Source organism: Kamptonema sp. UHCC 0994 (assembly GCF_029167235.1).
GTDB lineage: Bacteria > Cyanobacteriota > Cyanobacteriia > Cyanobacteriales > Microcoleaceae > Kamptonema.
In genome coordinates, this window is sequence record NZ_JARFTR010000171.1 from 26,210 (window position 1) to 41,138 (window position 14,929).

Genomic DNA, 14,929 nt, shown 5'->3' on the forward strand with positions numbered 1-14,929 from the left:
TAGAGCCTGGTTAAATCTTACTTTATTTACTGCTTTACCGAGAATTACCTGTTTAAAATATAGGTAATTCTCGGTATTTTGTCAACTGCCGTTAACCCCTTTAAGAAGCTTTTGGCGTATCTTTCTCAGACTGTGCGATCGCAGCATCAGGTAAACGGTAGCCGAAAAAATCGATCCGATAGTCCGCGATCCTAACACCAGTTTGCTGCTCGATTTGCTCAATTAATTCTTTAGGCAATTCTACGTTAACATCTAAAATTTGTCCGGTATCAAGACAGTTAACGTGAGAATGGGAGTCACTAATATTGCCATACAACCTTCCCTCCGAACGCTCAATGCACTCTATAATCCCCTCTCTTGAGAGCGCTTCTAAATTTTGATACACAGAAGTATGACCGATTGCCTTACCTTGCTGATTTAATCGGTCGTAAATTTCGCGAGCCGAGAGGTGTTCCCTTGCTTGCCATAGGAGTTCCAGTACAAAGCGGCGCTGGCGGCTCAGACGCATACCCATTGTCTGACAGCGGTTCAAAGCATCTTCTAAAGAACGAATTGGTTTCACGACCGTCGCCTCAAATTTAATTCTATCTTAAGACTTTCCACCAAGGTAAGGGAGCGGGGGAGGGAGATGAGGAAGTTAAATCTTTCCCATTATCCCTGCCTCCCTGCTCCCCATTTCCTCCGTTCCCAATTAGGGAGAAGCCTTGATAGCTTGAACCAGTAACTTAGCAATTTCTGACAGTTGCTTTTTATCAAAGGTTTGAAGCAAAACCTTAACTACCGCCTTCGGTTCTGCGGGGATAGCGATCTGCTTAGAAGCTGATGCTGGGGGTGCGGCGGTGGCTGATGGTGGTACCGATGCTGTAGTAGCGGGGGCTTTTGACTGTAAACCCGCTAATTGCTGCAAATTTTTAGAAGGCGCGATCGCTTTAGCTTTACCACCTTGTACTAGATCCCCTGCGTCCTTAAGTTCCTTGATAATTAGAGGAGCAAGAATTTTGTAAGAGTTCTTGGGATTGGCGATCGCAGCCTTTGCAATCTTGACTAAACTTTGCCAAGTCTCGATCCCTCCTCCCAAGGGTTCAAGGCGAGTACAGGCCGTCACCAACTGCTTGCGAGAAGCAGGGGATTCTGGCTGTTTAAATAGTTGCAACATGACTTTGAGTACAGCCATCACCTGAGCCGCAAAATTCGCAGGTACAGCCCCAGCCTTCGCCGCAGGTGCAGCCTTCGCCGCAGGTGCAGCCTTCGCCGCCGCAGGTACTTTTCCACTCACCAAAGCGTTGAGATGATTTTCCAGTTGAGCAAAAACTGGCATCACCTTCTGCACAATGCCATTAGCCTCTTCATTCCTCAAGCCAAAAGGCCCTTGCAGACGCTCAAATAATTCCTTAAGAGTATCAACTCCCTTGAGAAATAGGGATACTGACGTTTGGTCTACCTTCGTAGCGGGTTCGTCTCTGAGAATCTTAAAACAATCCTCTAGGCGGTGAGCAGTTGTCTTAATGCTGTCAAGGTTAAGCATGGCCGCGCCTCCTTTGACCGAATGGGCGGCTCGAAACATCTCTGTTATATTTTCGGGGTCTTTCATGGTTGCTGGCAAATCCACGAGTCCTTGTTCCAAGGTATAGAGGTGTTCTTTAGCCTCTTCTATGAATAAACCCATAATTCGGTCTTGCTGGTCTGACACAAGAGTCCTCCTAACAATCTGTGCACCCTCAAGAAAGCACCCTGTGGCTGGAAACGCGACTGATGCTTGGTCGCTATTCGCTCATCTTGACACTATATTTTATCCTTTATAGCTCCGTACACTCCCACTACTAAAAAAAGTCTCTAAGGCTACTCTGTGCAGTTGGGCGGCTGATATTAAGGCGGATGAGCCGTTTTAGCGGGTGTAGCGTTACCCAATTCTATTTAATGAAAACTAAAAACTGAAAATTTAATTTAAATTGAATTTATAGCAACCGCCACAACGGTTAGGACATTCTTGATCGCCCAAACCCTTATAGTTCTGAGGGAGTATCTGGAGCCACCTCAATTCCCAGACCTTCTTTGATAGTTTGCTGATCGGTGATTAGGTCACTTAACTCCTTGATTTCTACGCCGATATTCTGGCAAGCTAGTTTGAGTTCGCGCCCAAAGATGTTGAGTTCAGAACCGTAGCCACACAAATGCGCGGCTGTTTCAATTCCCTGTTTGGCGTTAGCTTTAGCACAATCGATTAATTCAATGCCTTTGAGTGGTTGAGAGGAAGCCATAGCACAAAAATGTAATTAATTTTTCCTACTATACTAACGAGATTGATAATAACTCATCTATCTTAGGAGGTAACTCAAAGGAAGAAGGAAGAGGAATTTAGTTATATTGGATCGAGTAAGCTTTAACGCTTTCTAAACCATTTACTACGCTTATGCTCATACATTAGTTCATCAGCCTCTACCACCAATTGTTCTAGTGAAACACTCTTATCTAAAACACATTCCTTCACACCAATACTCATAGATAGTTGATAGGAGCGAGCCTGTTCTTGGTTAAAGCGATCGATAGCTGCTTGTAGCCGAGTTTGATAATTATCTGTATCGACAGAACAGACAGGAATGAATATTACAAATTCATCACCTCCTAAGCGAGCAACTATATCAGAATCACGAAAGGTTTGCTTTAATATATAGGCTGCATCAGCTATAATTCTATCTCCAATTTCGTGACCGAAAGAGTCATTAATCTTCTTTAAACCATCTAAGTCAGCAAACAAAATACAGCATGACATTTGTGTACGCTGGGCAATTTTTAGCTGTTGATTTGCTAATAAAAAAAATCCTCTTCGGTTATATATACCTGTTAATTCATCAGTCATAGATAGCTGCCTTACCTCTGCTTCAGCCCTCAAACGCTCCTGAATTTCCTGCTCTAAAAGTTGATTTTGTTTAATGAGTTGGTGGTATTGCTGTTGAATGAGCAATTGGTTTCTGACTCGCATCAATACTTCTTGCTCTTGAAAGGGTTTAGTAATATAATCTACAGCACCCATTTCAAAAGCCCGAACTTTATCATTTACCCGATCGAGCGCACTAATAAAAATAATTGGAATGTCTTGTGTAGCTTTAGATTCCTTGAGCTGCTTACAGACTTCATAGCCATTAATATCCGGCATATTGATGTCCAATATAATCAAATCAGGGGGATCGCGATGGGCAGCTTGTAGTGCCATTTTACCATTAAGAGATTTACGAACAATGTAACCCCGATCCTCCAATATTTTCGATAATAATCGCAGATTGTCTGGGTTATCATCTACGATTAAGATATTTGTTTCATCAGGAGAGTTTAGTAAAATATTCATATTTATCTCCTTAAGCCTCAGTGAGAACTGCAATCGCCTCTAACTGAAAGCGATCGACCAGATTGGTCAAGGCTTCTACTAGGAATTGATTCTCACTAGGAATTTGAGCAATCAGTTGGCGGAGCCTCGTATCGTTAAGATCCAATGCTGCTTCATTGACTTGAGTAACCCAGTTTAACGGCATTATTTTCAAATCTTGTGGAGAGAGAGTTTTTTGTTGTAAAGTTACAGACTGTGGCTTTAACGAGGATGTTTCAGCGTAACAGTAACGGACTCCCAGATAATGTGCAATTTTGTCGAAGAGTACGGTTTCAGTGAACGGTTTGGCAATATAGTCATCACATCCCGCTTGAAGACTAGCAGTGCGATCTTCTTCAAAAGCGTAGGCCGTCAAAGCAACGATCGCCACATTATCCTTTCCACCCTTCGCCCGAATTTGACGAGTTGCTTCATAGCCATCCATCTCAGGCATTTGAATATCCATAAAAATCAAATGAGGATGCCAATTTTGCCAGCGGGCGATCGCTTCAACCCCGTTTGTAACGGCAGAGACTTCAAACCCGACTGACTCCAGCACTGTCACCAGCAATTGCCGATTTACTGGAACATCCTCTGCTACCAAAATTCGGTAGGTTTTTTGTCCAGGTTCCAAACTGATAACATGATGGTTAACTTTAGATTCTATCAGATCGACGGATTCTGGTAGATGTAAGATCGCTTTACAAGTAAAGATTGAGCCTTGATTTAAAGTGCTTTGTACTGTGATATCACCTCCCATCAAACGAGCAAACTGACGACTGATAGATAAACCTAAACCCGTTCCTTGAGCATGGCGACCTCGATCGGTTTGCATGAAAGCTTCAAAGATGGATGCAAGATCGGACAAGGCGATACCGCATCCAGTATCTTCAACTTCAAGATAGAGTGCGATCGCAGATCCTAAAGCTTCTAGTTTTGATGAACTAATCGCATCATCTGTCTCTGGGATGACTTTTATTCTCAAAGTAACACTGCCATTTACCGTAAATTTAATCGCATTGCTAAGCAAATTAATCAAAATTTGGCGGAGTTTTGCCTGATCGCCATAGACATAAGCCGGGACATTAATCTCCTGTTCAATTCTGAGCATCAACCCTTTTTCAGATGCTTTGAGAGCAAACATTTCCTGAATAGAATGGATGAATCGGACAATATCAAAGCAAGATTCCCTCAGCACCAGTTGACCTGCTTCAATTTTGGACATCTCCAAAACATCATTAATTAAGGTAAGTAAATGTTCTCCACTGCGACTGATAATTCCCAGATGCTCTTGAAACTCAGTGGGGATATTTTGGCTGCGACTCATGATCTGAGTAAACCCTAGAATAGCATTCATAGGAGTCCGCAATTCGTGGCTCATCTTAGCAAGAAACTGGCTTTTGGCACGGTTGGCGATCGCGGCACGTTCTGCTGCTTGTTCCAATGCTGCTTGGGAAAATTCTAACACTGATAGCATGAGAGTATTTCGCATTTCAGCAGCAGTTTGAATCTCTTCCATCCGCCAGGGATAAGATTTATTTTGTACTATTTCTTTCCAAAGTTTAAAGGAATTACGGGGAGAGGGTTGCATTTCCCCGACTTCATCGATGGCGATCGCAGCTTGAGGATTACCTGCCCAATTGATCGTTTGAAATTGTTCTGGTCGAAACCAGATTATCTGGTAAGACTTTTGTTTGACTTGGCTCAGGGAAATTGAAATAGCTAGAATACCACTAGCTTTGTCTTTAAACTGCTTTGCCTTGGGATAAATACTAGACAAGAAATTAGTGGCAAATACTCGTTCCATGTTGTTCTGCACTAACCATTCTACTAGATCGGAAACTTCAGATTCAGAAGGTGTTTGCCCTACTAAAGTTAGGTTTCCGTCCATTAAAATTGCCGCTCCATAAGCACGAACTAAAACCAGTAATTGAACCGTATTTTTAGTCAAAACCTGTTCAATAAAATTTGATGCTCGTAATAATTCTCGCTGTAATTCATCCTGAATATTTTTTACCTGCCTTCGGTAAAGATGCAACTCTTTCTCTTGCTGATGCAATAATTCAAGCGAGGCAAACTGTCCTAATAATTCACAGGCTTTGCGAGTTTCATAATCTACTAATTTAGGGCTGTAGTGGTGACAGGCAATTAATCCCCAAAGGCGCTTGTCATCGATTAAAGAAATCGTCATCGAACCAAAAACGCCCATGTTTTGTAAGTATTTAATGTGGCATGGGGAAATTCCTCTTAACACGCAGGCACTCATGTCTAGCAATGTATCTGTTAAAGGATTTTTGCTAGGAATTAGAGCGACCGGAGTGTAATTAATATTGGGGATTTGTAGCACTCTATTGCTACAAAATGACGCTCTAGTTTGCTTAGGAAAGTCAATCGCTGGATAGTGAAATCCCAGATAGCTTTCTCTAAAATTCTCTTTTTCCTCAGCAATCACTACGCCAGAATTATCAGTTTCAATACGGTAGACCATAACGCGATTAAAACCAGTTATCGCCTTTACCTCTCTAGCAATAATCTGAGCTAAATCGGAAAGATTGATGGCGCTGCGAAGACTGACAATTGCTGATTGCAACCGATGAGAAAAATGGTTTGAATAATTACTTTCTTTGACGAAGAGTGGTTCCAGTTCTAATATCAGTTCATGTACTGTTCGATGTAGCACCCCTGTAAAGGTTTGAGTTTTTATTTCCTGCCCTGTTTCTACATTTCCTCGTTGCGTTTTTAGCTCAAATGGATTATAAATTTCTGGGTTGTCTTTGGTCAGAATATCAGTAATTTGATTTACTTGATTGCTGGGAAATAACCATTGTAAATGCTTCCCAACTAATGCCTCCGCTGAAATCCCAAAAAACTCTTTGACATTTTCACTGCTTTGCAAAATTTTCAGGTCTGGTGCTTGCAGTGTTAACAGAATGCCATGAGGTTGAATACAATCGGGATAGTACACATATTCATCGGTATGCTTTTCTAAAGCTATCAGTTGTGAAGGGGTAAGATTTGGTGGTTCGTTGGCATTCAGAGGTTGCATAATTACCGTCAGTATTGTTCTGGAAGAAGGCAGAAGGCAGAAGGCAGAAATTTATTAAGTAAGTAACTAGATGAGTAACAAAAGATATAAGTATGTCATTGCGAGTGAAACGAAGCAATCCCAAGGCTTATGATAGCTTTACATGGGTGACATAGCAAGGTTTATAGCTCTTCCGTACTTAGCTCTATCTAATTAATTGTAGGATGGATGGAGCGATCCCTTGAAAATAATTTCCAAAGTTTTAAGTACCGTTAACTGTTAACTGTAAACTGTTTTTACTCTCATGCTAGCCTCTCAAAGAGTCACATAGCATAATTATCTCAATTGTGACAGCTAGCCACAGGCATATTTCAATTCTTCAGACTGTAGGGGGATGTGTTCCCTCCTAAATCGGAAGATGCTTAGAGCAAGGACTCTGATAGCGGAAACTATACATCTGCTACTCGCGCCACCTTGAAAACTGCGCGAACCCATCTTGTGATGAGGGATATACTATGTATCAAAATTTGCCAATAAATCTGGGACTCTATAACTTACCGTTCTTGGTTGCTCAAACTCCAACAGAGCAAAGCCTCCAAACTGTAGAAGATGCGGCGCTGCTTTATTCTGGGCCGCAATTTTTTATCGCCTTGATTGCAGGATTGGTATTGGCCTGCGCCTTCCAATTGCTGCTAACAAACCTTTCTGTGGCCGCTGGTCTTTCTTACTGGGGGAATCAGTCAAGCGATAGCCACATTTCAGACAGTTCTAGCAGTTCAGTTAACCATATCGGATCAAAAGTGGGGACTTGGACGCTAGTTACAGTCAGTGTCGCCTTATTTTTCGCTTGCTTGCTGGCCGTGAAACTCAGCCTGATTCGCAGTGTTGGCTTAGGCGCAATTATCGGCTTAGTTGTCTGGGGAACTTACTTCTCCATGCTGGTGTGGGTGAGTTCCACAACCGTCGGTTCCTTAGTCGGTTCCGTTGTTAATACTGCGACTGCTGGCTTTCAGGCAATTGTCGGTACAGCGGCCGCCGCCTTGGGTGCGAAAGCTGCTAAAGATCAAGTTGTAAACACAGCTAGAGCCGCCGCTGCTGCTGTTGGTCACGAATTGGGTAGCGCGATTGACCCCGTGACTATGCGGGAAACAGTAGAAGATTACATAGAAAAACTTAAGCCGCCAGAATTAGATTTAAAGGCGATGCGGGGGGAATTTGAAAAACTGCTCAATGACCCGCAACTAAAAGCGATCGCGGGGAGTGAAAATCTGCCTAACCTCGACCGTCAAACCCTTGTAGATTTAGTGAGTTCCCGCACCGACTTATCAAAACGGGATGTTAATAAGATCGTAGACCAATTGCAAGATGCGTGGAAGCAAGTAGGGAAGCAAATGCAGCCCAGCGATAGCATTGGTCAATTAGTAGACTATCTCAAGTCGGCAAAACCAGGGGAACTGCTTTCGGATAAACTTTCCAGCCAAATCGAAGGCGCGATCGCCAAAATCAGCCCCAATCAAGATCAAAATCCCACCATGATGTCCCAAGCGGGCACAATAGCGCTCAACGCCTTGATGGGAGTAGTTTTGGGCCGTACAGACCTTTCCGATCTGGATGTGGAAAAAGTCGTCGGTCAACTCAAAGCAGCCAAGGACAAAGTAACCGACCAAGCTGGTAAACTTAATGCTCAGGTGAAAGGCGAACCCGCTGAACCCTTCAGTCCCATTCGCGCTGACGTAGAAAACTACCTACTTAATGCTTACTCCTGGCAGATGAACCCGCAAACCATAGATCGCGAATTCAGAGAAGCGCTCTATGACCCCACAGCCGATCCTAGAATAGTTCGTCAGCAGTTAGAGAAACTTAAAAAGTCCTACTTCGAGGAACTACTAGCTAGTAGAGGTGTCTTTACTCAATCGAAAATTAAAGAAATCGCCAATCAGCTAGAAGACGTGCGGCAAAAAGTTCTGCATACAGTTAGTCTGGCTGAAGAGCAAGAAAAAGCCCAAGAATTGCGGTTCCGGGTGGAAACTTACCTGAAGTTAACCCCCAAAGATGAACTTACCACCGAAGGTGTTGGTCGCGATTTCAAAGCTTTATTGGAAGATCCAGACGCATCTTACGAACACTTGCGCGATCGCCTTGCTGTTTACGATCGCGACACCTTGGTAAAAATACTCAGACACCGTGAAAACATCGGCTGGCACGAGGTAGATCCGATCGTCAATGAGCTCGAAAGAGCGCGGGATGTGGCTTTAGCAGATGCCAAAGGCCTGCAAGAAGCCGCCCAAACTCGCCTTGATAACCAATGGCAAAGGGTGCAGGAATATCTGCGTTCTACGGGCAAAGAAGAACTCAACCCTGAAGGCATCAAACGCGACTTGCAAAAGTTGCTGGATGACCCAGAATTAGGAATGTGGGCGCTTAGGTCTAGAGCTTCCCATTTTGACCGCGATACTTTGGTGAAACTGCTATCTCAGCGGTCTGACTTGACTGAAGATCAGGTGAATCAAGCGATCGATCAGGTCGAGTCGGCTTGGAATAGCGCACTGCACGCGCCGAAAGCAATTGCAGATAAGGCTAAGGAACAGTACGACTCGACAACGACTGCGATCGCAGATTATCTCCGTAATACTGGCAAGGAAGAACTTAACCCAGAAGGGATTAAGCGCGATTTGAGCAAAATGCTCGCAAATCCGAAAGAAGGGGCCTTAGCAGTACGCGATCGCCTCTCTCACATGGATCGCGACACCCTGGTAAAGCTACTTTCTCAGCGCCAAGATTTAAGCGAAGAGCAAGTTAATCAAGTCATCGACTCCGTACAAGAAACCATCAGCTACGCCATCAAAGCGCCCCGCCGCTTGGCGAAGCGAGTCCAAGCACAGGCGCAAGATTTCCAAGCTACTTTGGAAGATTACTTGCGGAACACTGGCAAAGACGAACTCAACCCCGAAGCCATCAAACGCGATTTACAACTATTGTTGCACGACCCCAAAGTAGGCGCTCAGAGTTTGGGCGATCGGCTTTCTCACTTCGATCGCTCTACCATTGTCGCCCTACTCTCGCAACGACAAGACATTTCCGAAGCAGAAGCTAATCGGATTGTGGATCAAATTTTGTCAGTGCGCGACCAATTCGTGCTCCAAATCCAGAAAATACAAGAGCGAGTTCAAGCTGCGATCGACTCAGTTTTAGATAAAATTCGCGATTATCTCAACTCTCTAGATCGGCCCGAACTCAACTATGACGGCATCAAACAGGATGTTCGCACCTTATTTGATGACCCGCAAGCGGGGTTTGAAGCCTTGCGCGATCGCCTCGGCCAATTCAACCGCGATACCCTCGTAGCGATTATCAGTTCCCGCGAAGACATCTCCGAATCCGATGCCAACCGGATCGTAGACCAGATCGAACGAGTTCGCAACACTACCCTACAACGGGCCGAACGCTTGCAACAACAAGCCCAACTCCAGTTAGAAAGCATCAAGCGACAAGCTGAGCATCAAGCTGAAGAAACCCGCAAAGCAGCCGAAGTCGCCTCCTGGTGGCTATTTTTCACCGCCCTCACTTCTGCGGTAGCATCAGCCGGTGCAGGGGCCTTAGCTGTCATCCGTTAGAAGTTAGACTAGCTAAATCAACTTGAAAAAGCCTCTTAGCCGAGAGGCTTTTTTCTGTCTTGTATAGCAACCGCCAAGGCGGTTAGGGGCTAGGGGCTAGGGGCTAGGGGCTAGGGAAAGAAGGGGAAGAAGGGGAAGAAGGGAAAGAAGGGAAAGAAGGGGCGCTTAGGCTAGGGGCTAGGGAAGAAGGGAAAGAAAGGAAAGAGAATATAAAGTAAGAGCTTCGTCGCGATCGCCTCCCTGAGCAGTAAATTAGGTTTAAATAGTATGTTAGGTAGATATTAGGTTGGATCAAACAAAGTTAAACCCAACGCTAGCTACCACTCTGGTTGAGTAACTAGCGCTCTAAGTAGTTGGACATAAATAAACGTAGTCAGTCGTTGCGAGCGAAGCGAAGCAATCGCAAGGCCTTGAGATTGCTTCGCTCCGCTCGCAATGACATTCTTTATTTTTGTCCAGCTACTTACCTAACTTACTACTACTTTATTTAACTCTCCCTAGGCTGCAACCAAGCTAAATAATTTTCCGCTTCACACTTGATGCTGAGAAAACACAGATAATAAGTCATAGGTCATTGATCACAGATGACTAATAACTAATAACTAATAACTAATTATGAATCTTCGCAAAAAAACACTATTAATAATCGGCGCAGCACTCATCAGTTTAATTGTCCTTCTCTGGGCTACTGCATCAACTATCTTGCTACACGATTTCCATAATTTAGAAGCTCAGTACGTCCGCCAGGATGTAGCGCGGGCTTTGGATGCCCTTGATGACGATCTATCTCACCTACAAGCAAGTGCTCAAGACTATGCTGAATGGGATGATACTTACGCCTACCTAAAATCACCTAACGATGAATATATCAAATCAAACTTCGTAGATGCAACCTTTATCTACTTAAGACTTAACTTATTACTACTTACCGATAACCAAGGTCAAATAGTATTCAGTAAAGGATTCGACCTAAAAACAGAAACTCAAATACCTATTCCAGACAGTATTAAAAAATATCTAACCCCTAACAGCTTCCTCCTTGGTGCAAACAAAGATTCAGCCGACCTCCCCACAAATCCCTCTACCAAAACAGGCATAATCCTCCTCCCCGAAGGCCCCGTACTGATTGCTTCTAGACCTATTATCCCCAGCGAAATCGTCGCACCGCCACGCGGAATATTAATTGTAGGGCGCTACCTCAACGACAATGAAACTAAGCGTTTAGCTGAACTTACACAGTTATCTGTAGATTTTAAATTACCAAGTTTAGATTTTAAATTAGGCCGTGCCAATGCCGATGTTTCCGCCGAACACATTTACAAATTACCTGAAAATCTGCGATCGAAAATTGAAAACCTCCAATCCACAGACATACTCATAGAACCCCTGAACGACAATTCAGTAGCCGGATACGCCTTAATCCGCGACATCTTCGGCGAACTAGGTTTATTGCTTCAAGTTAACGCACAGCGAGTAATCTACCAGCAAGGTCAAACTACCTTACGGTTATTTAACTCATCCCTATTATTTCTAGGTATAGTATTCAGCATTTTAACCTTGCTGCTACTAGAAAAATTGGTGCTGTCTCGCCTGTCAGACTTGAGCACTAGCGTCAGTAGCATTGCTGCAAACGGCAATCTCTCAATGCGCGTCCTGATGCCTGGAAAAGATGAATTATCAAACCTAGCCGAGACAATTAACGGAATGCTAGAAGCATTGCAGAATTCTCAATTTAAGCGGGTTGAAAGCGAAGATCGCTATCGCTTGATGGCGGAAAACTCTACCGACATGATTACCAGACACAACCCCAAAGGGATTTTTATCTACGTTTCCCCAGCCTGTCATGCCTTGCTTGGTTATGAACCCGAAGAAATGATCGAGGGTGTACCCAATGATTATTTTCACCCAGAAGACTTAGAAGCGATCGCCAAAGCTCATTCCACAGTTCTTGCACTCCCAGTAACTTACACTGTCACCTACCGCATTCGTCGCAAAGACGGCCATTATGTCTGGTTTGAAACTACCAGTCGCGCCATCCGCGAACCCAAAACAGGAGAAATTCAAGAAATCATTGGTGTTTCCCGCGACATCACCGAACGCAAGCAGAGAGAACAAGAATTGCGAGAAAGTGAATCTTCGATTAGGGCATTGTATCAAGTAACTTCAGCTCCTTATACAGAATTCGATCAACGCCTCCAAAACTTACTAGCAATGGGATGCCAACAATTTAACTTAGAATTTGGTATTTTATCTCATATTGAAGGGGACGACTATCGAGTGATTGCCGTTCAGTGTCCAGACAATTCTATTACTAAAGGGCAAGTATTTGATTTAGAAAAAACCTTCTGCGTTGCTACTGCAATGGCACAAGAACCTCTCTATTTTGAATCTATTCGGTTTTCCGGTTTGTCCTTCGCACGCAGCGATCCTGCTTTCAATATCGAAGCTTATATGGGAACGCCGGTCATAGTAGCAAGCTTAGTTTATGGCACTTTAAGCTTCTGGAGTTCTAACTCTCTGAACGAACCTTTTAAAGCAGTAGATAAAGAACTTTTAAAACTGATGGCTCAGTGGGTGGGTGGCGAATTGGAACGACAGCAAACCGCCATTGATTTGGCGCAAGCACGCGACCAAGCTCTTGCTGCTACTAGGGCAAAAAGTGAATTTTTGGCAACTATGAGCCACGAAATTCGTACTCCTATGAACGCAGTAATCGGCATGACTGGTTTGCTCCTCGATACTCTACTTACTACTGAGCAGCGAGATTTTGTAGAAACTATCCGCAGCAGTGGCGATGCTTTGCTGACGCTAATTAATGATATTTTAGATTTTTCCAAAATTGAATCTGGTAAACTTGATTTAGAGGAACATCCCTTCGATCTGCGAAATTGTATTGAAGAATCTATTGATTTGGTCAGCACTAGAGCTGCGGAAAAAAACCTAGAATTAGCTTATTTAATTGACCCTTCTGTGCCTAGTACGGTCGTGGGAGATAGCACTAGGTTACGCCAAATTTTAGTTAATTTACTTAGTAATGCAGTTAAATTTACTGCGTCTGGAGAAGTGATAGTTTCAGTTACGGCTCGTAATATCCCTGTTTATAATATCAACAATTCTCTGGCGATTAATAGCAATCAAGAACAATTAGTAAGTGCTAACGAACAATTAGGAATTCTTAAACAATACGAAATTGTATTTGCTGTCAAAGACACTGGTATTGGTATTCCTCTTAACCGGATGGATCGGTTATTTAAATCTTTTAGCCAGTTGGATTCTTCTACAACACGCCACTATGGGGGCACAGGTTTGGGATTGGCAATTAGTAAGCGCTTAGCAGAAATGATGGGCGGCAGAATGTGGGTGGAAAGTATGGGGAGTTTTGCAGGAAATCCACCAGAAGATTTTCGAGGTTCAATTTTAGATTGGGGTTTGCAAGAAACTAAGGATAATCTCAAAGATTTTGATCGCGAAAATTCCGATAATTTGAAAACTAAATTATCCAATTCAAAATCTAAAGGTTCTACTTTTTATTTTACTGTCAATACTCACTGTGATTCCAGTTATTTGAGCTTTGATTTGAATAATATTCAACCTCAATTAGCGGGAAAGCGGCTACTAATTGTAGATGACAATACTACTAATCGCCAAATTCTGACACTACAAGCTCAGTCGTGGGGAATGTTAGTCCGTGCTGGTCACTCCGGTAGGGAGGCGTTGAATTGGCTATCTCAAAGAGAGCAGTTTGATGTGGCTATTTTAGATAGGCAAATGCCTGAGATGAACGGGTTGAGATTAGCGGCGCAAATTCGTCAACAGCCAAACTGCCAAAATTTGCCTTTAATAATGCTGACTTCAATGGGCAAGCAAGATCCTGAGATGTGCGATGATTATGAGATTGATTTTGCCGCATTTTTGAATAAGCCGATCAAACAATCTCAGTTGTACAATGTTTTAATTAATATATTTAGCGACCAACCTGTTGTAGATGGATGGCTAGGTAAAAAGGGGCAATGTCCGCCTCCAAATACACCTTTACTTGCGGAACAATTTCCCCTGCGGATTCTGTTAGCTGACGACCATTTGGTAAATCAGAAGGTGGCTTTGCAAATTTTGCAGCGGATGGGTTATCGCGCTGATGTGGCGGGGAATGGTAAGGAAGTTTTAGAGGCTTTGCGCCGCCTGCATTACGATGTGGTGCTGATGGATGTGCAGATGCCAGAAATGGACGGTTTGGAAGCTTCCCGCCGGATCTGTGCAGAATGGTCTCCGGGTTCGAGACCTCGAATTATTGCGATGACGGCGAATGCTATGCAAGGCGATCGCGAAGAGTGTTTGGCTGCGGGGATGGATGACTATGTGAGCAAGCCGATCCGCAAAGCGCAACTTGTGGAAGCTTTATCCCACTGTCAGCCTTGGGTAGCAGGAGAGCTCTTGAGCGGGGGAGCTCTTGAGCAGGGGAGCGGTAAATCCTTCTCATCTTCCCCATCTTCCTCACCTTCCCCCTCTTCCTCATCCCCTCCCTGTCTTGATGCGAACATCATAGAGAGCTTACGGGATGTGGAAGCTCTCTATGAGGCGATCGATATTTATCTAGAAACTGCTCCGAAGTTACTACAAGATATCGGGATTTCTGTAGCGTCAGCAGATACATTGGCTTTGCGGCCAGCCGCTCATTCTTTAAAGTCAATTAGCGGTACTCTCGGTGCTTTAATTCTATATGAACTCTGTCAAAAACTTGAAATGATGGCCAGAGTTGGTATTAATAATGGTACGCCTTTACCGCTAGAGGCAGTTACAATTCTTCAGCAAATTGAGGCTGAGTATGAAAGAGTAAAAGAGGCTTTGCAAGTCGAAAAGCAGCGCTCTTATACCACTTCTTAAAAGCGAGTTTCAGGAACTCAGAACGTCCTAACCGCCTTGGCGGTTGCT

The 14,929-nt window shown here is 43.8% G+C and carries 7 protein-coding genes; 2 read left to right on the forward strand and 5 right to left on the reverse strand.

Features of this window, described 5'->3' with window-relative positions:
* Window positions 1-100 precede the first annotated feature (100 nt).
* The 5 genes from PY364_RS15880 to PY364_RS15900 all read right to left on the reverse strand — a co-directional run bounded on the left by PY364_RS15880 (window position 101) and on the right by PY364_RS15900 (window position 6,407).
* Window positions 101-562, reverse strand: coding sequence for a Fur family transcriptional regulator (locus PY364_RS15880; RefSeq protein ID WP_275523944.1), 462 nt, complete (start codon window positions 560-562; stop codon window positions 101-103).
* Window positions 563-691: 129 nt separating this feature from the next.
* Window positions 692-1,690, reverse strand: a complete 999-nt coding sequence (locus PY364_RS15885; RefSeq protein ID WP_275523945.1) for an Hpt domain-containing protein — start codon at window positions 1,688-1,690, stop codon at window positions 692-694.
* Window positions 1,691-2,003: 313 nt separating this feature from the next.
* Complete coding sequence (locus tag PY364_RS15890; protein WP_275523946.1) at window positions 2,004-2,258, reverse strand: hypothetical protein; 255 nt, start codon at window positions 2,256-2,258, stop codon at window positions 2,004-2,006.
* Window positions 2,259-2,380: 122 nt separating this feature from the next.
* Entirely contained in the window at window positions 2,381-3,343 is a 963-nt protein-coding gene (locus PY364_RS15895; RefSeq protein ID WP_275523947.1) for a diguanylate cyclase, read from the reverse strand.
* 10 nt (window positions 3,344-3,353) lie between these two features.
* Window positions 3,354-6,407, reverse strand: a complete 3,054-nt coding sequence (locus PY364_RS15900) for a response regulator (RefSeq protein WP_275523948.1) — start codon at window positions 6,405-6,407, stop codon at window positions 3,354-3,356.
* Window positions 6,408-6,901: 494 nt separating this feature from the next.
* Between PY364_RS15900 and PY364_RS15905 the strand changes: the two genes are divergently transcribed.
* Both PY364_RS15905 and PY364_RS15910 read left to right on the forward strand, forming a co-directional pair.
* Complete coding sequence (locus tag PY364_RS15905) at window positions 6,902-10,000, forward strand: MFS transporter (protein ID WP_275523949.1); 3,099 nt, start codon at window positions 6,902-6,904, stop codon at window positions 9,998-10,000.
* Between the two features lie 615 nt (window positions 10,001-10,615).
* A complete protein-coding gene (locus tag PY364_RS15910) occupies window positions 10,616-14,881 on the forward strand; it encodes a response regulator (protein ID WP_275523950.1) in 4,266 nt (1,421 codons plus the stop codon).
* Window positions 14,882-14,929 lie beyond the last annotated feature (48 nt).

Coding starts and splice junctions, on each gene's coding strand:
- PY364_RS15890 (WP_275523946.1), bottom strand. CDS start 2,258: ATGGCTTCCTCTCAACCACTCAAAGGCATTGAATTAATCGATTGTGCT.
- PY364_RS15895 (WP_275523947.1), bottom strand. CDS start 3,343: ATGAATATTTTACTAAACTCTCCTGATGAAACAAATATCTTAATCGTA.
- PY364_RS15900 (WP_275523948.1), bottom strand. CDS start 6,407: ATGCAACCTCTGAATGCCAACGAACCACCAAATCTTACCCCTTCACAA.
- PY364_RS15905 (WP_275523949.1), top strand. CDS start 6,902: ATGTATCAAAATTTGCCAATAAATCTGGGACTCTATAACTTACCGTTC.
- PY364_RS15910 (WP_275523950.1), top strand. CDS start 10,616: ATGAATCTTCGCAAAAAAACACTATTAATAATCGGCGCAGCACTCATC.